This is a genomic window from Stenotrophomonas sp. WZN-1 (assembly GCF_002192255.1).
In the GTDB taxonomy this organism is placed as follows: Bacteria; Pseudomonadota; Gammaproteobacteria; order Xanthomonadales; family Xanthomonadaceae; genus Stenotrophomonas.
The window spans coordinates 2,378,199-2,397,304 of record NZ_CP021768.1 but is presented as its reverse complement, the minus strand read 5'-3'; the positions used below and the strand labels follow the sequence as shown (position 1 = coordinate 2,397,304).

16 protein-coding genes are annotated in these 19,106 nt (G+C 66.9%); 6 read left to right on the top strand and 10 right to left on the bottom strand.

All coding sequences use genetic code 11. The features are described 5' to 3' along the window. Positions 1 to 189: 189 nt before the first annotated feature. From CCR98_RS11375 to pip, 5 genes are all read right to left on the bottom strand, one after another. The gene (locus tag CCR98_RS11375) at positions 190 to 927 is read right to left on the bottom strand and encodes an MgtC/SapB family protein (RefSeq protein ID WP_087922684.1); all 738 of its coding nucleotides are present in this window, start codon (positions 925 to 927) and stop codon (positions 190 to 192) included. Between the two features lie 27 nt (positions 928 to 954). Next, complete coding sequence (mgtA, locus tag CCR98_RS11370) at positions 955 to 3,714, bottom strand: magnesium-translocating P-type ATPase (protein ID WP_087922683.1); 2,760 nt, start codon at positions 3,712 to 3,714, stop codon at positions 955 to 957. Between the two features lie 63 nt (positions 3,715 to 3,777). After that, positions 3,778 to 4,077, bottom strand: coding sequence for a hypothetical protein (locus CCR98_RS11365; RefSeq protein WP_087922682.1), 300 nt, complete (start codon positions 4,075 to 4,077; stop codon positions 3,778 to 3,780). Between the two features lie 293 nt (positions 4,078 to 4,370). Next, positions 4,371 to 4,670: a hypothetical protein gene (locus tag CCR98_RS11360; RefSeq protein ID WP_049445012.1), complete on the bottom strand. Its 300-nt coding sequence runs from the start codon at positions 4,668 to 4,670 to the stop codon at positions 4,371 to 4,373. Between the two features lie 284 nt (positions 4,671 to 4,954). Then, the gene (gene pip / locus CCR98_RS11355; protein WP_087922681.1) at positions 4,955 to 5,902 is read right to left on the bottom strand and encodes a prolyl aminopeptidase; all 948 of its coding nucleotides are present in this window, start codon (positions 5,900 to 5,902) and stop codon (positions 4,955 to 4,957) included. Between the two features lie 114 nt (positions 5,903 to 6,016). Here pip and CCR98_RS11350 point away from each other — a divergent pair, with 114 nt between their 5' ends. Both CCR98_RS11350 and CCR98_RS11345 read left to right on the top strand, forming a co-directional pair. Continuing rightward, positions 6,017 to 6,682, top strand: a complete 666-nt coding sequence (locus CCR98_RS11350; RefSeq protein ID WP_087922680.1) for a TraX family protein — start codon at positions 6,017 to 6,019, stop codon at positions 6,680 to 6,682. Positions 6,683 to 7,145: 463 nt separating this feature from the next. After that, complete coding sequence (locus CCR98_RS11345) at positions 7,146 to 7,502, top strand: hypothetical protein (RefSeq protein ID WP_087922679.1); 357 nt, start codon at positions 7,146 to 7,148, stop codon at positions 7,500 to 7,502. Positions 7,503 to 7,646: 144 nt separating this feature from the next. Here CCR98_RS11345 and CCR98_RS11340 read toward each other — a convergent pair whose 3' ends face one another. Further along, positions 7,647 to 9,842, bottom strand: coding sequence for a TonB-dependent siderophore receptor (locus tag CCR98_RS11340; RefSeq protein WP_087922678.1), 2,196 nt, complete (start codon positions 9,840 to 9,842; stop codon positions 7,647 to 7,649). A 238-nt stretch (positions 9,843 to 10,080) separates the two neighbouring features. Between CCR98_RS11340 and CCR98_RS11335 the strand changes: the two genes are divergently transcribed. Then, positions 10,081 to 10,674 (top strand): TetR/AcrR family transcriptional regulator, encoded by a 594-nt coding sequence (locus CCR98_RS11335; protein WP_087922677.1) that lies wholly within the window; start codon positions 10,081 to 10,083, stop codon positions 10,672 to 10,674. Positions 10,675 to 10,719: 45 nt separating this feature from the next. After that, on the top strand, positions 10,720 to 11,832 hold the full coding sequence (locus CCR98_RS11330; RefSeq protein ID WP_232463005.1) for a crosslink repair DNA glycosylase YcaQ family protein: 1,113 nt from the start codon (positions 10,720 to 10,722) through the stop codon (positions 11,830 to 11,832). Between the two features lie 128 nt (positions 11,833 to 11,960). Here the strand turns inward: CCR98_RS11330 and CCR98_RS11325 are convergent, their stop codons facing one another. The 3 genes from CCR98_RS11325 to CCR98_RS11315 form a co-directional block, all read right to left on the bottom strand. Then, entirely contained in the window at positions 11,961 to 12,887 is a 927-nt protein-coding gene (locus tag CCR98_RS11325) for an ABC transporter six-transmembrane domain-containing protein (protein ID WP_087922676.1), read from the bottom strand. 189 nt (positions 12,888 to 13,076) lie between these two features. Then, entirely contained in the window at positions 13,077 to 14,153 is a 1,077-nt protein-coding gene (locus CCR98_RS11320; protein ID WP_087924179.1) for an ATP-binding protein, read from the bottom strand. A gap of 3 nt (positions 14,154 to 14,156) precedes the next feature. Then, the gene (locus tag CCR98_RS11315; RefSeq protein WP_087922675.1) at positions 14,157 to 14,873 is read right to left on the bottom strand and encodes a response regulator; all 717 of its coding nucleotides are present in this window, start codon (positions 14,871 to 14,873) and stop codon (positions 14,157 to 14,159) included. Between the two features lie 276 nt (positions 14,874 to 15,149). Between CCR98_RS11315 and CCR98_RS11310 the strand changes: the two genes are divergently transcribed. Then, positions 15,150 to 16,331 carry an efflux RND transporter periplasmic adaptor subunit gene (locus tag CCR98_RS11310; RefSeq protein ID WP_087922674.1) on the top strand — a complete coding sequence of 394 codons (1,182 nt, stop codon included), beginning with the start codon at positions 15,150 to 15,152 and terminating at the stop codon, positions 16,329 to 16,331. Between the two features lie 2 nt (positions 16,332 to 16,333). Continuing rightward, the gene (locus CCR98_RS11305; RefSeq protein ID WP_087922673.1) at positions 16,334 to 18,277 is read left to right on the top strand and encodes a MacB family efflux pump subunit; all 1,944 of its coding nucleotides are present in this window, start codon (positions 16,334 to 16,336) and stop codon (positions 18,275 to 18,277) included. A gap of 48 nt (positions 18,278 to 18,325) precedes the next feature. Here the strand turns inward: CCR98_RS11305 and CCR98_RS11300 are convergent, their stop codons facing one another. Further along, positions 18,326 to 18,727, bottom strand: coding sequence for a hypothetical protein (locus CCR98_RS11300; protein WP_087922672.1), 402 nt, complete (start codon positions 18,725 to 18,727; stop codon positions 18,326 to 18,328). Between the last annotated feature and the right edge of the window lie 379 nt (positions 18,728 to 19,106).

Sequence of the window (19,106 nt, the reverse complement as noted above, 5' to 3'; positions counted from 1 at the left end):
GCCTTGCTTGGCGCGGCCCGGTAGGGGGCATCGTCTCTGACGGTTTTGTGCCGACCAAGGTCGGCACCTACCAGAACGATACATGGAGGCTGTTGGTAGATGCCGACCAAGGTCGGCACCCACCAAGGCGGTGCACGGTGTTGCCGGCGTCCATGAGGTTGCCGGCCAGCGGCCGGCACTACCGAGCCGCTACTCCTCCAGGCTGGCGTTCCAGAATCCCTGCAGCACCCCGGGCGTGGTCGCCAGCGTGGCCAGCACCGCATCCAGTTCACCGGCATCTACCGTGGTGGCATACAGCACCGCCTCGATCTCCACGTCGCGCTCGCCGAACGGACGCTGGTCCACCGCGCGTACCGGGTAGTGCGCCTGTTCCAGCAGCAGCAACAGCTGGTCCAGCACTTCGGCCTGCTGTTCACGCTGGCAGACCACGTTGATCGCATAGGTCGCTTCGCTGAACGCCTCCGGCAACGGCTGCCGCTGGATGCGGTTCACCACCGGCCGCAGCAGGGTGTTGGCGGCCAGCACGAACACCGCCGCCATCACCGCCTCCGGCAGCAGCTTGATACCCGCGCAGGCGCCCACCGCCGCCGAGCCCCACAGGGTGGCGGCGGTGTTCAGGCCGGACACCTGCGCACCGTCCTTCATGATCGCGCCGGCGCCAAGGAAGCCGACGCCGGAGATCACATAGGCCACTACATGCAGCGGCGAGGGCGGGCCGCCGTACAGGTCGTGGAAGCGCACGGCCAGGTCCACGAACACCGCTGCACCCACCGCCACCAGCGTATTGGTACGCAGGCCGGCGGTGCGTTGGCGCAGCTGCCGTTCCAGGCCGATGGCCGCGCCCAGCACGAACGCCACCGACAGGCTGATCAGCGAGCTCAGGGTTGCGCCGGCGTTGAACGCCGGCAGGTTCGGATTGATGTCCATTGTGTTTCTCCCTGGACAAGGCGGCGCTTACTGCCAGCCGTAGCGACGGATGTAGAACTTCTTCAGTGCGGTGGTCAGTACCGCATAGCCGAACAGGATCGCCACCAGGAACGGCCAGTATCCGGTCGGCAGGGCCTGCAGCTTGAAGTAGCCGGCCAGCGGGCTCATCGGCAGGGCCACGCCGATGGCCATGATCAGGCCGGTCATCACCAGCAGCGGCGGCGCGGCGATGCTCTGCAGGAACGGCACCTTGGGCGTACGGATCATGTGCACGATCAAGGTCTGGGTCAGCAGGCCCACCACGAACCAGCCGGACTGGAACAGGCCCTGGTCGGCCGGCGTGCGTGCATCGAACACGTACCACATCAGCGCGAAGCAGCTCAGGTCGAAGATCGAGCTGATCGGTCCGAAGAACACCATGAAGCGGCCGATGTCCGCCGGGTTCCACTTCAGTGGCTTGCGCACCAGCTCCTCGTCCACGTTGTCGAACGGAATGGCGATCTGCGAGATGTCATACAGCAGGTTCTGCACCAGCAGCTGCAGGGGCAGCATCGGCAGGAACGGCAGGAAGGCCGAGGCCACCAGCACCGAGAACACGTTGCCGAAGTTGGAGCTGGCGGTCATGCGGATGTACTTCAGCATGTTGTTGAACGTGCGCCGGCCCTGGATGACGCCTTCTTCCAGCACCATCAGGTTCTTTTCCAGCAGGATGATGTCGGCGGCTTCCTTGGCGATGTCCACCGCGCTGTCCACGCTGATGCCGATATCGGCCGCTCGCAGCGCCGGTGCATCGTTGATGCCGTCGCCGAGGAAGCCGACCACCTTGCCCTGTGCGCGCAGCTCGCGTACCAGGCGCTCCTTGTGCAACGGCGTCAGGCGGGCAAACACGCGGTGGTGGTGCAACGCCCGCGACAGCGCGCCGTCATCCATGCGCTCGATCTGCGGTCCGGTCAGGATGGTGTCCGCGTCCAGCCCCACCTGCGCGCAGACGCGGGCGGTCACCAGCTCGTTGTCGCCGGTGAAGACCTTCACTTCCACGCCATGTGCGGCCAGCGCCTGCAGCGCCTGCGCCGCCGATTCCTTCGGCGGGTCCAGGAAGGCCACGTAGCCGACCAGGGTCAGGCCGCACTCGTCAGCCTGCGAATACACGGTCTGGCTGGCAGTGGTCTCCTTCATCGCCACCGCCACCACGCGCAGGCCCTGTTCGTTCAGTTCCTCGGTGGTCTGCCGCACGCGCGCCAGCCGCTGCTCATCCAACGGCTTGTCCTCACCGTTCTCGCGCACGGTGCCGCACACCGCCAGCATCTCTTCCACCGCGCCCTTGCAGATCAGCTCGTGGTGGTCCTCGCGCTCGGACACCACCACCGACATGCGGCGGCGCTCGAAGTCGAACGGAATCTCATCCACCTTGTGGTAGTCCTGCGACAGCCGCAGCGAACTCTGCAGCTCAACATGCTCCAGCACCGCGCGGTCGAGCAGGTTGATCAGCCCGGTCTGGAAATGGCTGTTGAGGTAGGCGAACTTCAGCACATCCTCCGAATCGTGACCGAACACGTCGGTGTGCCGTTCCAGCGCGATCTTGTCCTGGGTGAGGGTGCCGGTCTTGTCGGTGCACAGCACTTCCATCGCGCCGAAGTTCTGGATCGCATCCAGACGCTTGACGATCACCTTGCGCCGCGACAGCAGCACCGCGCCCTTGGCCAGGGTGGAGGTGACGATCATCGGCAGCATTTCCGGGGTCAGCCCCACCGCAACCGACAGTGCGAACAGGAACGCCTCGGTCCAGTCGCCCTTGGTCCAGCCGTTGATCAGCAGCACGAACGGCACCATCACCAGCGCGAAGCGGATCAGCAGCCAGCTGACGCTGTTGACGCCTGCCTGGAACGCGGTGGGTGCGCGGTCGGTGGCGGTGCTGCGCTGGGCCAGGGTGCCGAAGTAGGTACGGTTGCCGGTGGCCAGCACCACGGCGGTGGCAGTGCCGGATACCACGTTGGTGCCCATGAACAGCAGGTTGTGCTGCTCCAGCAGGCCGGCCAGGCCATCGCCCGGGTGCGCGAACTTCTCCACCGGCAGCGACTCGCCGGTCATCGCCGCCTGCGCCACGAACAGATCCTTGGCGTTCAGCACGCGGCAATCGGCCGGAATCATGTCACCGGCCGACAGCACGACGTGGTCGCCGGGCACCAGCTTGCGGATCGGCAGGTCCAGCAGGCGGGCCGGGCGGCGGCTGTGCAGGTGCGCACCGAAGTACTGGTCGGCCACATCGGCGGCCTCGGTACCCGGATTGCGGCGCAGCACGCGTGCGGTGTTGCCGACCAGTGCCTTCAGCCGCTCGGCGGCACGGTTGGAGCGGCCTTCCTGCACGAAGCGGATCAGCGTTGACAGCAGCACCATCGCACCGATCACGATCGTGGCCTTGATGTCCTCGGTCAGCCAGGACACCGCCGCCAGGACGGTCAGCAGCAGGTTGAACGGGTTGCGGTAGCACTGCCACAGGTGGCGCCACCACGGCAGCGGCTTTTCGTGATCCACCTCGTTGGGGCCGAGCGTAGCCAGCCGCTCCTCGGCCTCATGCGGGCTGAGGCCATCGGCATGCGATTCCAGCGTCGCCAGCAGCTCGGCTTCGTCCTGCTGGGCGAGGGTGACCAGGCCGGTGGTGAGCGCGAACGGCGCGGCTTCGGCGCTGCCCGGGCCAGACCCGGCTTCGGGCATCGCACGGCGGCGGAACAGGTTGCCTGCGCGACGGCTGCGCAGGAAGGCGTTGAACCAGGCGTTGAGCAGGCTCATGGGACTCTCCTCGAATGTCAGAGCCGGCCGGGGCCGGAACACGAACGGAACGGTTGGAACAGGTCAGGCGTGGCGCATCGCCAGTACCGCCGGCGACCACGGCTGCATGTGCAGGCGCTGGCTGCCACCGATGCACAGCGGCTTCATCGCATCGCGAAGGGGGTAGGGCAGATGGCGCAGCACGTTGATGCGTTCGCTGATCGGCAGCAGTGACAGCGCGTCGGCCACCACGCGAGGCGAGCCGAGCGACAGCGAACGGGCGAACATGACCGGGCCGCGCTGCAGCAGTTGGCTGCGCAGGGCGGCAACATCGCGCTCACCGATCAGGCGGCGCAGGGTGATGTAGAGGATCTTGTAGGACATGGGGGTGATCTCCAGGCAAGCGGCACCTGGCGATCCCCCGTCACTCAGGCAGGCAGGGACCGGCGGGCAGGCGCCAGGAACAGGCAACAAGCGGTCATCCAGGGCGCGGTGCGCCCGGCCGGGTCGGGGTCCATCTGCGTCTCCATGAGGTGGGAGTGCCAGCCAGGGTTGCCCTGGCCGGTGGCGCTATTGTCCGCCCCTGAATGGGCCAGTCCTAGAGGCCCGTGGGTTAGCCCGGCTATACCTTGGTATAGCCGGGCACGCATCGCGCCGATCAAGGGCGCATCACGGGATCAATGCGCGGTGCTGGTCTGCTTGCACACGTCGTACTCGCCGCGGGTCAGCTTCTGGTCGCGGTCGGTATCGCAGGCGTGCAGGCGCTCGGCCCAGTCCGGCGCCACCGCATCCACCTCGGCGAGGGTGACGATGCCGTCCTTGTCCTTGTCGAGCGATTCATAGGCAGGGATGAGCTTCACTTCGGTTACGTCCTCGGCCGCGGTAGCCTTGCTGGCCTCCTGCGTTTTGGAACAACCGCCCAGCAGCAGGCCCGCGCAAAGGGCGAGGGCGACGGGTAGATAGCGAACACCGGTCATGGCAGGCTCCAGAAGTAGGGAGGTAGGCCAGGGTTGTCCGTGGCCACGGCCGGATCATCGGCGCCTGCCTGTAAGCGAGCTGCGAAGAATCCGCCTGCCTGGCCGGTGGCGGTGGGCCGCCATTCACCGGGCTGCCGTGATCGACGGCGCAGAGGCGGCTGGGTAGAGTCGACTATCGCGCGCAGCGCGGGGTTTTCGGCTTCCCGCCGAGAGCAGTCGACTGACAGTCGACTCTACCTACAAGCCCCGGGATGCCGGCCAGCGGCCGGCACTACCCCTTGTCTTCAGAAACGGTCGGCGAACGCATCCGTGGCGCGTACCAGCGCATCCACCGTCGCCGGCTCGTTCGCGCTGTGGCCCGAGGTCACCATCTCTAGCTTTGCCTCCGGCCAGGCCTTGGCCAGGTCCCAGGCGCTGCGCGGCGGGCAGATGATGTCGTAGCGGCCCTGCACGATCACGCCGGGCAGGTGGCGGATGCGGTCGATGTCGCGCAGCAGCTGGTCCGGTTCCAGGAAGATGCCGTTGCGGAAGTAGTGCGCTTCGATGCGGGCCTTGGCCAGCGTGTCCAGCGGGTCGTCGCTGGATTGCGCGTCCACGTCGTGTTGCAGGGTGGCAGCGTTGTCCTCCCAGCCGAGCCAGGCCTGTGCGGCTTCGATGCAGGTGGCCTCGTCAGCGCTGTTCAAGCGCTTCCAGTAGGCCGCGACCATGTCGCCACGTTCGGCTTCTGGAATGTAGGCCTCATAGCGGTCCCAGCGTTCCGGGAAGATCCAGCGTGCACCGCCGTTGGCCTCGGCGAACCAGCGGTTCTCCATTTCGCGGCCAAGGAACACGCCACGCACGATCAGGCCTGTGGCGCGCTCGGGATGCGCCTGCGCGTAGGCCAGCGACAGGGTTGAGCCCCAGGAGCCGCCGTAGACCAGCCAGCGTTCGATGCCCAGGTGCTCGCGCACCTTCTCGATGTCGGCCACCAGGTCCTGCGTGGTGTTGTCGCGCAGCTCGCCGAACGGCGTGGAGCGGCCGCTGCCACGCTGGTCGATCAGCACGATGCGGTAGCGCGCCGGGTCGAAGAAGCGGCGGTGGGTGGGCGAGATGCCGGCGCCGGGGCCACCATGCAGGTACACCACCGGGATGCCCTCGGGCGTGCCGCACTCTTCGATATGCAGGGTGTGCAGATCGCTCACCGGCAGGGTGAATTCGCGGTAGGGCTCGATGGCGGGGTAAAGCGTGCGCATGGCGGGTATCTCACAAACAGAGGCCGCCAGCATAGCGCCGCCGTCCGCTACCTGCAGTGGCACACACCTTCGCGGCGCTGGAAATGCGCTGGCCGATGCGCATAAGCTTCCGCGATGCAAGCGACCACGACAGGGACGTCCACACCCGATCCAATCCTCGGCAGCGGCGCACGCGAGCTGCTGAAATGGATCGCACTGCTGACCATGACCGGCGACCACGTGGCGAAAGTGGTCTTCGGCGGCTACCTGCCGGTCGTGAGTGAACTGGGGCGCATCGCCTTCCCGCTGTTCGCGCTGGTGATGGCTTGCAACTTGGCCCAGCCCGGGGCCGACCCGCGTAAATCGATACGCCGGCTCGCGCTATGGGGGCTGATCGCGCAGCCATTGCACGCACTCGCGTTCGGTTCCTGGCTGCCGCTCAACATCCTGTTGACCTTCGCTCTGGCCGCGGTGGCCGTGCATGCGTTGGCGAACAATCGGCCGGTGCAGCTGTTGCTGGCCGCAGGTCTGCTGCCGATGCTGGTGGACTATCAGTGGGCCGGTGTGGGCAGCGTACTGCTGGCCTGGATCGCGTTCCGGCATCGGGCCTGGTGGTTGTTGCTGGCCGCGCTTGCAGCGGTGTGCTGGGCCAACCACAACGGCTGGGCGTTGCTGGCCATTCCGATAGTGCTGCTGGCGGCGCGCGTGCCGTGGCAGCTGCCACGCTGGCGCTGGACGTTCTATGGCTACTACGTGGGGCATCTGGCGGTGCTGGCGTTGATTGCCCATCTGCTTGCGTAATGTCGGAGCTGGCATCTCGCATGTCTCGAATGCCGGATGCGGTCAAGGAATGCGTGGTGCCAATGCGGGTGGGGAATGCCGCAGATGGTAGGGCGCAAGTTGTTGAATCTTCGGATCGATTGACGATATGCGACAATGCCATCGCTGCGTAAACGTCGCTGTCTTTGCACGTGGGTTGTTGGCGCCTGCCATCCCGTTGTGCACATGATGGGGTGCCACCGAATAAGGGTGGCCGGGGCCTGGAAACCCCGTTGAGTAAGTGCTGTTTACGCTTGCCAGCCGACGTCGCCTTGCGCGGCGTCGGCTGGCATTCCGTTCGCGTTCCATGGCGGGCGGTGCGTGGAGGTGGGCGCAAGCCCACCGCCCGGGTATAGCACTCACTCACGGGATTTCCAGCCACGTACCGTCCGCCGCCTTGATTGTTAAGGGCGGTGGTCCCGCATGCCTTGCAAGGAGACCTGCCATGAACGCATCGGAGTTCCCTCATCAGCACGCCCCGGCCAATGCCGATGAAGGGCACGACGTCCCGCCCGACCTCAACAGCCTGACGGCCCTGCTGCATCGCATCGGGTTGGGCGCGGCTGCTGACGGTCAGCCTTGGCCCGAGCGCCATCAACTGCCGGGCCGCTGCCTGGCATTGGCCGATGCCGATGGGGCATTAGCCGGCCTTCGCATCGTGAACGAGATCCTGCTGGCTGCCGAACGCGCCCGCCAGAATGGCGGCCCGGATCAGTACGTGGGCGATCGCGTGATGGAAGGCCTGAAGCTGGCGGCATTGGCGTTGACCAACCAGGCTATTTATCGCCTGCATCCGGAATGAAAGGGTAGGCCGAGGTTCAGTAGATCCACGCCATGCGTGGATGCTTTTGGCGGGTCAACATGGGGGCAGCCAGGCATGGCCTGGCTCTACTGATGAAGCGGAGTGGCGCATGCCCAGTAGATCCACGCCATACGTGGATGCCTTTCAGAAATCCATCGTTGCCGACACCAGCACCGTCCTCGGCGCCCCCAGCGCCAGGCTCGACAACAACGGCATGCCCCAGTACGCCTTGTTGGTCACGTTGTTCACGCTCGCTCTCAGGGCAAGCGGTCGTCCGGCCATCGTGGTGCTGTAACGCGCGCCCACATCAAACAACGTGCGTCCGGGCACCGAGAGGCGGTTGTCGGCACTGATGTACTGCTTCGACATGGCGGTGGCATTGCCGGTCAGGGTCAGGCCCTGGAAGGCCGGCACATCCCATTCCACACCCAGCTTGGCCTGCCGCTGCGCCACGGCGGTGGCGATGCGGCCTTCATTCACGCCACCGGCGGTGCGGGTCAGCTTCGGCTGCACGTAGGCCACGCCGCCCAGCAGACGCACGCCATCCAGCGGTGAGCCGAAGAAGCCCCATTCCACGCCACGGTTCCGCTGCTCGCCACCGAACGAGAAGATATTCGTGACCGGATCGGTGTAACTGCTCGGGCGCTTGATCTCGTACACGCTGAAGGTGTGTGCGAAGCTGCCCAGGTCCAGCTTCAGGCCCAGCTCCTTCTGCTTGGTGCGGAACGGTGCGAACACATCGCCGGCATTGGCAGCAGTCATCGGCGCGGTGGCGCCCTGACTGAGGCCTTCGATGTAGTTGGTGTAGACCGAGATCGTGTCGGTGGCCTTCACCAGCAAAGCCGCTGCCGGGGTGGTGGCGCTCTCGTCATAGCGCGAGGTGCGCGCACCGCTGGCCACGTTGAAGGTCTCGCTGACCACCTGCTGGCGACGCACGCCCAGTGTCAGCTGCACGCGGTCATCGGCGAAGGACAAGGTGTCGGCGAAGCCGAGGCTGTCCAGCCGCAGTTCGGTGTGCGAGATGTGTGGCGCCACGAACGGCGCGGCCGGTCCCCACACCGGGTTGTACAGGTTGGTGGTCCAGTCCCAGCCCGGCACGCTGCGGCGGCCGTAGTCGTTCTGGGTGTGCTGGTAGTGGGTCACGTTGGCGGCCCACTGATGGCTCACGCTGCCGGTACGGAAGCTGCCGCGCAGCCCGGCGTCACCGGACTGCTTCCTGATGTCGAATGCCAGCTGGCCCATCACCGTGGTGAAGTCACCGGCCGGGTTGAGGATCTGCGCGCTGATCGAACCGTTGTAGCGGTAGTCGGTCTTGCTGGTGCCATAGGCCAGGTAGGTCATCAGGTGTTCGTTGATGTCCAGCTCACCGCGCAGCATCGCGCCCTTGTCCTGGCTGTCCACGTAGGCCCAGTCCGGGTTGATCAGCGTGTCGCCACGCGGTGGCCGCGGGATCGCCACACCCGGTGCCAGGCCGACACCACGGGCGGGGCCATCGACGCGATCGTCGGCGCTGTACAGATCGGCCGACAGCCGCGCACGCTCGCCACGCCAGTCCAGTGCCAGCGAACCCAACTGCACCTTCTTGCTCTGCTTGCCGACCGCACCGTCGCCATCACGGTAGGCACCGTTGAAACGGATGCCGAACTGCTTGTCGGCGCCGAGCCGACGGCCCACATCCACGTGGGTACCGAACTGCGCATCGGAGACGAAGTTGGCGCTGACCCGCAGCAGCGGTTGATCGCCGGCACGCTTGGGCACCAGGTTGACGCTGCCACCGACCGAGCCGCCGGGCGGCATGCCATTGAGCAGGGCGGACGGCCCCTTCAAGACCTCGATGCGCTCGAACATTTCCGGCGAGGTGCGGTAGTACGGCGCCATGCCGCTGAGGCCATTGAAGGTGGTGTCGCTGGTGCTGGAGGCGAAGCCACGGATCGCGTAGTTCTCGCTCCAGGCGCCGGTGACGCCGTTGCTGAATACCGTGGGGTCGGTGGCGGCGATGACGTCGGTCAGGTCCTTGGCCTGGCGGTCGCGGATGAAGGCTTCGGTGTAGCTGACCGTGCTGAACGGCGTGTCCATGAAGTCCTTGTCGCCGAGCAGGCCGACCCGGCTACCGGAAGCCACCTGGCCGCCGGCATAGTCGCCGGTCACCCGGCGCTGTTCCTGCACCTGCACCGAGGGCAGGGTGGACGGTGCGGAGTCGGCCAGCGCGGCAAACGAGGCGAGCAGGCCCAGTGCCAGGGCCGACACCCGGTAGCGCCGGGCCATCGGCGGATGCATCTGCATGCGGCTCGCGGCGGCCGCTGCGGGCTGCAGCGGGGAGGAAAGGGGGTACACGGTCATGCCAGGTTCCTGTGAATCGCAGGTGCGAGCGCGCCTGGCGCGTTGCCGACGGCAAGCACGGGGAGGGCGCGGCGCAGGGTTGTCGGCTGGGTGGGGACCTGGCGGGAAGTGAGCCATGGGCTCGATTGCGGACCGCAGCGGGGTTGCGAACCACGCGCATTCCGAATTAGTTGAGTAAATTAAACTAAACCATGTGAAGCGGACAAGAGGGTCCCTTTGCTGGCACCCTCGCTACGGAATGAACATGCACCCTGAAACCCCGGCGTCGGCCCGTGGCCGCCCGCCCACCATCACCCCCGATCGCCTGGCCGACATCGGCATCAAACTGGGCCTGCCGAACCTGACCATGGCCAACGTGGCCGCCGAACTGGCGGTGACCCACGCCGCGCTCTACAAGCGCGTGGCCAACCTGGAGGCCTTGAAGCGGCTGGTGGCCGATAGGGTGTTCCAGCGCTGGCAGATTCCGCGTGCCTCGCCCGATGCGCCGGGCGGGCTGCAGGCCTACCTGCTGGGGTTCGTAGAATCGCTGTGCGAGGTGGTGAAAGCGCACCCAGGGCTACCGCCGTACCTGCTGCGCCGTTCAGTGGCGACCACGCCGATGCTGGAGAAGATCGCCTCGCACCAGGCCCATGTGGCCGAGGTGTTCGGTCTGCCGCTGGACAAGGCGCGCTGGCTGCTGGCCACGATCGCGTTCTACTGCATTGCCGGTGCGGACACGGTCTATGGCATTGCCGACGACGAAGAGGGCCAGGTGATCACCGAGTTCAAGCAGGGCATGCGTGCGCTGGTGATCGGTTCGCTGGAGGTGTTGAACGAGGATGGCAACTCGTAGAGTCGAGCCATGCTCGACTGCTCTTTCGGATGAATGCAGTCGAGCATGGCTCGACTCTACAATGCGGCCATGCCTGCCACGCCCACCCTCGATGATCTGCGCCGCCATGCGGTGGCGCGTACGCTGTTCAAGCCCACCACGCTGCTGGCCGCGATCCGGCGCCTGGGCTTCGTGCAGGCCGACCCGATCCGCGCACCGGCACGCGCGCAGGACCTGACCCTGCGCCACCGGGTGAAGGACTACCGTGCCGGTGATCTGGAGCGACGCTACACGCGCCTGCCGGTGGAAGAAGATTGCCTGGTGAACTACGGCTTCCTGCCGCGCGAACATCTGGCGCTGATGCATCCGCGCGTGTCCAAGCGCGCATGGGACGCCGAGACCCAGCGCCGTGCAGCGGATGTGCTGGCCTTCGTGCGCGAACGTGGCAGCGTGCATCCGCGCGAGGTGGACCAGGCGTTTGCGCATGGCCGGGTGACCAACTACTGGGGCGGCACCAGCAATGCCAGCACGCACCTGCTGGATGGCATGCATTACCGTGGCCTGCTGCGCGTGCAGCGGCGCGACAGCGGCACCCGCATCTATGCAGTGGCCGAACACGCCGAGGCGGACGCCAGCGAGCAGGCGCAGATCGAACGTGCCGCCGCCCTGATCGATCTGGTGGTGCGCAAGTACGCGCCACTGCCGTCGGCCAGCCTGACCTACCTGGTGCGCCTGCTGGGCTACGGTGCGCCACATCTGGCCGAGCAGACCCGGCAGGCGTTGAAGCTGGCCAAGCAACAGCTGGCCAGCTGCACGCTGGACGGCACCACCTGGTACTGGCCGGCCGACGAGAACCCGCGCTCGCGCCGGCATGCGCCGGACGATCAGGTGCGCCTGCTGGCGCCGTTCGACCCGGTGGTGTGGGATCGCCGCCGCTTCGAGCTGCTGTGGGGCTGGGTCTACAAGTTCGAGGCCTACACGCCTGCGCCGAAGCGCCAGTACGGCTACTACGCGCTGCCGGTGCTGTGGCACGACCAGGTGGTGGGCTGGGCCAATCTCATCGTGCGCGACAGTGAACTGGTGTCCGGCGTGGGCTACGCCGGCAAGTCACTGGCCCGCGACAAGGTGTTTCGTGGTGCATTGGACGACGAGCTGCAGCGCATGGCCGCTTTTCTGTAGCGCCGAGCCCTGCTCGGCTGTTTTTCGCGCGGGCGAGCAAATCGAAGAAAAGTTCATTGCTCCTGGTAGCCGCCAACCTTGGTTGGCGCCGCGATACATCGTTGCCCACCAAGGTGGCCATCTACCGATCAAGCGGCTTCCTTGTGCTCCGGATCCTCCATGCCCGGGCTGACCCGGCGGCCGATGTCCTTCAACCGCGCCAGCTGATCCACCATCGACGGTGCATCATCCAGACTGCCGACGAACGTCCACAGGTAGGTCATCACCGCGTACACATGGCCCGGGGTAACCCCGTCGGTGGTGGCGAGACGGCCGATGGTCAGCGCGAACAGCACCGCTGCCGCTGCACCAACGACCACGAAGGCACCGGCTTCGCGATCGGAGAGCAGGATGCGCAGCCGCGACAGCGTGGTGTAGTGGCGACGCAGTACCGAGGGACTGACCCGGTCGACCAGGCGGATCTCATGCTCCAACCGGTTGTTCAGGCGTCCATGCAGCTGCTCGTTGCGGCGTGCGAACGACGGCAGCAGCAACAGCGCGCCCAACGACGCGACGAGGCTTGCGGCGCCCACCAGCGGCTCGATCGCCAGCAGCATCGCCGCCGCACCGAACATCGACACCAGCGCGGTGGCGATGATCGGCACGTGCTTTTCGAAGAAGTCGACGAATTCACGGGCCAGCACAACGCGCGCGGCCGAGGTGGAGGTGGCCTGGCCCAGCCTGCGCTGCGCCTGCACCACGTTCACCGCCAGGTCGGCATAGATGCGGGTGAAGGTACGGGTATCGACCGCACGGCGGGCAGCACCGACCAGCCAGAACAGCAGGACCACACCGGCGTAGGAGATGGCGTGGCCGATGTTGCCGCGGATGATCGCGTCCACCGCGAAGCCGGCAAACAGCGGATACGCCAGCAGCAGCGTATTTTCCAGCGCCACCAGCGAGAAGGTGCCGGTGAGCTGCCAGGGGTAGGTGCGCAGGATGGCCTTGAGGGTGGCGGCCGCGTTCTGCTGGCCGATGCTGCCGGCGGCGGCCGCCGGATCGTGCGGGTGTTTCATGGGGATGCCAGGGCGAGGTAGAGGCAGGGCAGGGGGCCGGATACCTGCCGCCTCCTTGGTCACGCCCAGTATCGGCGGCCCTTTGGAGCGGGTATGGAGGATCGATGGAGATTGCGTGGAGAAACCGGCGCCGTTCAGCGATGGGAATGCCCACCAAGGTGGGCCGCTACCAGGGAAGTGTCTACCGCCTCAACGGCGGGCATGTACCGGCCAGCGGATTTCGAACGAACTGCCGCCACGTTCGGTGGCCCGGCACAGCGCGGTGCCGTGATGTGCCACGGCAATCGCCCGCACCACGGCCAGGCCCAGCCCGGAGCCACCGCTCTGCCGCGATCGCGAGACATCGGTGCGCTGGAAGGCCTCGAAGATGCTGTCACGCAGTTCGTCCGGCACGCCGGGGCCACCATCCTCCACGGCCACCGTGCAATGACCCTGTGCCAGCGTGACGCGCACCCGCAGTGGGCAGGGAATGGCATGGCGGCGCGCGTTCTCCAGCAGCGCCAGCAGCGCCTGGCGGATGCGCGCCGGATCGCAGTCCGCCAGTGACGGGCGCGCGTCGAGCGTTACCGAGAACCCGCTTTCGGTCAGCGCCTCGGACATCGCTTCGACCACTGCGGCCACCTGCACGCTGACGTCGCTGCGCTGCAGGCGCAGGTCCAGGTGGCCGCTCTCGGCCAGGCTGACCACGCGCAGGTCCTCGATGATGCGGGTCAGGCCCTCCAGCTGGGTGAGCATGCTGTTGAACTGCTCCGGGCCCGGCTCGAACACGCCTTCGGCGATGCCCTGCAGGCGGCCGCGCAGGATGGTCATCGGCGTGCGCAGTTCGTGCGCGATCGCTGCGTTCCAGAACACCCGGTTCTCCGACATGCGGCTGAGCCGCTCTGCCATGGAATTGAAATCGCTGACCAGCGTGGCCGCTTCGGCCATCGTGGTGTCACCGCCGCGTGCACGCGCCTCCAGATCACCACTGGCGACACGGCGCAGGCTCTCGGCCACCGAGTTCAACGGGGTGATGATGCGCCGGGTCAGGCGCGAGGCGACCAGCGTGGCGAAGATGACCACCACGGTGGCGGTCAAGCCGATCCACAGCCACTCCAGCCCCGAGGGCATGATGGTTTCCGGCTGGTCATACCAGCGCGGATAGAACACTTCCATCAGGTAGTAGAACAGGTAGAAGCCGCTGATCGACAGCACCGTCGAGCACAGCGAGGCTACCGTGATGGACAGCGTGATCTGGCCGCCGATGCTCTTGCCTTTGGGGTTCATCATTCAGTCCAGGAAACGGTAGCCGACGCCGCGGATGGTGGCGGGAATGCCGACCACGCCCGCATCCTCCAGCTTGCGCCGCAGTTTGCTGACATGGCTGTCGACGGTGCGCTCCTGCGCATCGCCTTCGGGCAGGCAGGCATGCAGAAGATCCACCCGCGCATGCACCTGCCGCGGCGCACGCGCCATGTGCACCAGCAGCCGGAACTCGGTGAGGGTGACGTTCAGTGCGTGCACCTGCTCGCCATGGCGCACCGTCACTTCGTGGCTGCGCAGGTCGATCTCGAACGGCTCCTGCCGGATCAATCCGTTCGGCTCTTCGGTGACGGTGCGGGCACTGCGGCGCAGCACGGCTTGGATGCGGGCGACGATCTCGGCCGGATTGAACGGCTTGGCCACGTAGTCGTCGGCGCCGACACGCAGGCCGGTCAGCTTGTCCACGTCCTGGTCGAGCGCGGTGAGCATGATCACCGGGGTGTTGCCGCGCCGCCGCAGTTCGCTCAGCACCTGCCAGCCATCCAGCTTGGGCATCTGCACATCCAGCAGCACCAGGTCCGGGCGCAGTTGGCGGTGGCGGGCAAGCGCCGCCTCGCCGTCGGCGGCGCGTGCGCTGCGCAGGCCGGAACGGGCCAGGTAGGCGCCGAGGATGTCGGCGATTTCGCCCTCATCTTCGGCAATCAGCACCAAGGGGGGCTGTCGGGTGCGGAGGTCGTGTTTCATTGCGTGCTGCGGGTTCGAGGCTGGGGCGGGCAAGGGCGGTGCCGTAGGCGGGCAGTCGGCAAGGCCGACGAGGCTAGCGGCCGTTGATGGAGACTTGGTCGAGATTGTGTCGAGATTGCGTGGACGCGCTGGCACGTTCAGGCGCGGGGCGGATGCCTGAACGGCCGCCGCGCCTCCATGCAATCTCCACGCTGGCTACAAGAAACGTCCATCAGGGGCTTCCAGACTGCGGCTTCGGCGGTCGCACCGGGCGACTGCATGCAACCGGGCGTTTCGATGAGCAACCGCAGGATCTGGATCAGTGCCGCCGCCATGGCCACGTTGGCCGCCGGCGCCGGAGGGTGGGCGTTTGCCGGCGGTGATGATGCCGCGCTGATCACCGCGCCGGCAAGGGTGGCGGATCTGGAGAAGACCGTACAGGCGGTCGGCCGGGTCCATCCGAAGGAGCTGGTGGCGGTGGGTGCGCAGGTGTCCGGCCAGGTCAAGCGCCTGCATGTGGTGCTGGGGCAGCGCGTGCAGGCCGGCGATCTGATCGCCGAGGTCGATTCGCAGCCGCAGCGTATCGCGCTGCGCAGCGCCGAGGCGGCCACCAGTACGCTGCGTGCCCAGCATGCGGCCAGCCAGGCTCGCTATGCGCAGGCCAGCCGTGCTTACCAGCGGCAGTCGCAGCTGGTGGCATCGCGCCTGGTGTCACAGGAAGGCTTCGAAGCCGCGCGCGTGGCACGCGATGCGGCGCGTTCGGAGGTGGCCGCGCTGCAGGCGCAGATCGACCAGGCGGTGACCCAGGTCGAAACCGCACGGATCAACCTGGGCTATACCCGCATCGTCTCGCCCAGCGACGGCTACATCGTGGCCATCGTCACCAAGGCCGGGCAGACCTTGAACTCGATGCAGACCACGCCAACCATCGTGATGCTGGCGCAGATGGATACGATGACCGTGCGTGCCGAGATCGCCGAGGCCGATGTCGAGCTGGTGGCGCCGGGACAGGCGCTGTGGTTCTCGACCTTGGGGCCGAGCGGCCGCCGCTATGAATCCCATCTGCAGCAGCTGGAGCCGGCGCCATCCTCGATTGCCGACGTCGCCTCCGGCAATGCGGGCGGCTCGGCGCAGACGCCGAAGGCGGTGTACTACGCCGGCCTGTTCGATGTGGCCAATCCCGGCCTGAAGCTGAAGCCTTCGATGACGGTGAAGGTGACCCTGCAGCTGGCGCGGGTGGCCAATGCACTGCAGGTGCCCTTGACGGCGCTGGCCGAGCCGGATGGCAAGGACAGCAACCACGGAACCGTGCGCGTGGTCGATGCCAAGGGTCGCCCCCGGCAACGTGCGGTGACGACCGGCCTGCGCACCGCCACCGCCGTGCAGATCCTGTCCGGCCTGCGCGAGGGTGAGAACGTGGTGGTCGGCCAGGCGCCCAGCGGCGGCGACGCTGAACCAGCCAGCCTGCTGGGGATGTGAGCATGGCCGACGCACTGCTGGAACTGCATGGAGTATCGCGCGCCTATCGGTCGGCCGCCGGTGAGGTGGTGGTGTTGAAGGAGGTCTCGCTGCGTATCGACGCGGGCGAGTTCATCGCCATCATCGGCCCGTCCGGTTCGGGAAAATCCACGCTGATGAACATCCTGGGCTGCCTGGACCGGCCAACCGAAGGCAGCTACCGCGTGCACGGCGCCGCAACCGAGCAGATGTCACCCGATGAACTGGCGCACCTGCGTCGCGAGCATTTCGGTTTCATCTTCCAGCGCTACAACCTGATGGAGAACCTGAGCGCTACCGAGAACGTGGCGCTACCGGCGGTCTATGCCGGCGTGGATGCCGATGCGCGCACCGCCCGTGCGCGCATGCTGCTGGAAACGCTGGGGCTGGGTGAACGCACCACGAACCGGCCCAGCCAGCTGTCCGGCGGCCAGCAGCAGCGCGTCTCCATTGCGCGTTCGCTGATGAACGGCGGCGCCATCGTGCTGGCCGACGAACCGACCGGCGCGCTCGATCACGCCAGTGGCCAGCAGGTGATGGCCGAGCTGAAGCGGCTGCACGCGCAGGGCCACACGGTGATCCTGGTGACGCACGATGCGGCGATCGCTGCCAACGCGGCACGCGTGATCGAGATTGCCGACGGCCGGGTGGTGGCCGACCGCGGCGAGCGGGGATCGCGTGCTGCAGCGGAAACATGCGAGACCGAACGTGGCGCGTCGCCGGTCACCGAGCGCCGCGCACGCATCGACGCAGTCCGCGAAGCCGCGCGCATGGCCGTGCGCTCGATGCTGGCCCATCGCCTGCGCACACTGCTGACCATGCTCGGCATCATCATCGGTGTCGCGGCGGTGGTGACCGTGGTTGCGCTGGGCAAGGGCGCGCAGGCGCAGGTCGAATCACAGATCAACGAACTGGGCGCCAGCACGCTGGAGATCTTCCCGGGCGCCGATTTCGGTGACCCGCGCTCGGCGGAGATCGAGACACTGGTGGTGGGCGACGCGGACCATCTTGCGGCGTTGAGTTACGTGGACAGCGTGAGCCCGAACCTGAGCGGATCGGTGGCGGCGCTGCAGGGCAACCGGCGTGCCAACACCCAGGTGCTGGGCGTAGGCGCCGACATGCCGCGCGTGCGTGGGCTACGGCTGAAGGCCGGCCGCTTCTTCACCGATGCCGAAGTCGATGCGCACCGTGCCGTGGGCGTGGTCGACCAGAAGGCCGCCCAAGCGCTGTTCAGCGGCAACCCGGTCGGCAGCACGGTGCTGCTGGGCGGCATGCCGGTGGAGGTGATCGGTGTGGTCGGGGCCACTGCGTTCGCTGGCGGTGCAACCCCGACGGTCTACGTGCCGTACACCTCGGCGGCTTCGCGGCTGCTGGGCAGCCAGCGCCTGGAAAGCATCACGGTGCGTGTGCGCGACAACGTGCCCACCAACGCTGCCGAAGCCTCGCTGGGCGCCGAGCTGGAACGCCTGCATGGCCGACGCGATTTCTTCATCTACAACGCCGACCAGATCCGCAAGGCGGTGATGAAGTCCAGCCAGACCATGGCGGCGTTGGTCTCGGCCATTGCAGCGGTTGCGCTGGTGGTTGGCGGGGTAGGGGTGATGAACATCATGCTGGTCTCGGTGAAGGAGCGCGTGCGTGAGATCGGTGTGCGGCTGGCAGTGGGTGCGCGGCAGGGCGACATCCTGCGTCAGTTCCTGATCGAGGCCGTGCTGATCTGCCTGTTCGGTGGCGTGCTGGGTGTGCTGTTCGCGTTCGGCGTGGGTGCGCTGTCCAGCCTGCTGGCGCTGGGTGTGCCGTTCCTGTTCACCGCGGGCCCGGTGCTGGCTGCACTGGCGTGCTCTTCGGCCATCGGACTGGGCTTTGGCTATTTCCCGGCACGCAGCGCGGCGCAGCTGGATCCGATACAGGCGCTGGCGGCGGAGTGACGGCCTGTCCACCTATGGATCGCGCCGGGCCATGCCCGGCGCGATCGGTCAGGCCGCGTAGACCTGCGTGTCCACGTACTCCGACAGCCCTCTGCAGGCCAGCAGCAGGCCCTCGCGCACGTCATTGCCCACCTGCTGCGCTTCGTCGCCATCCACGCGCACGCGTTCGCTGGCATGCAGCAGTTCCAGCAGCACCGTCAGGCCCGCATTGGCCCGGTTGATGCGCGCCAGCGCCGTGCACTGGCCCGGCGCGCGCCCCTTGCGCTGCAGCGGCTGGCCGTCGGCCGCATCCACTTCGCGGATGCGTTGCAGGCACGCCAGCAGGGTAATGCCGTTGGCAGCGGGGTTGGCGGCAAGGGTGGTTTCCAGCGGCCGGGCAATGTCGTCGGGCAGCTGGCGGGCGGCATCGCCCAGCGTGGCGAACAGGTACGGGTAGCGGTTGGCGCTCATGGTGGCTTCCTCATGTAGATGACGAAGGTGCCACCCGGCTTAACAGCAAGGTGGCGGACAGTGCGTGGTTGCAATACCGGTGACGACTCCTGCGAAACGCCGGCGGGCACGGGGCCCCCACGCACCGCCCGCCATAGGTGCGCGGACAGAATGCCTGCCGACGCCGCTCCACAAGGAATGAGCGACGCCGGCAGACAAGCGTAAACAACAGGAGTCTTCAAACGGGATTGCAAGCCCGTGCCATCCGTTACCGGAGGCCCGACATGATTTGCATGCAGCGCCATGGCTGCCAATGAGAATAATTGGAAAGTTCGAAATTATTGGAAATCCGGTGTCGGCGCGCGACAACGGGATCAGGCATGCCAATCGCGACACTTCC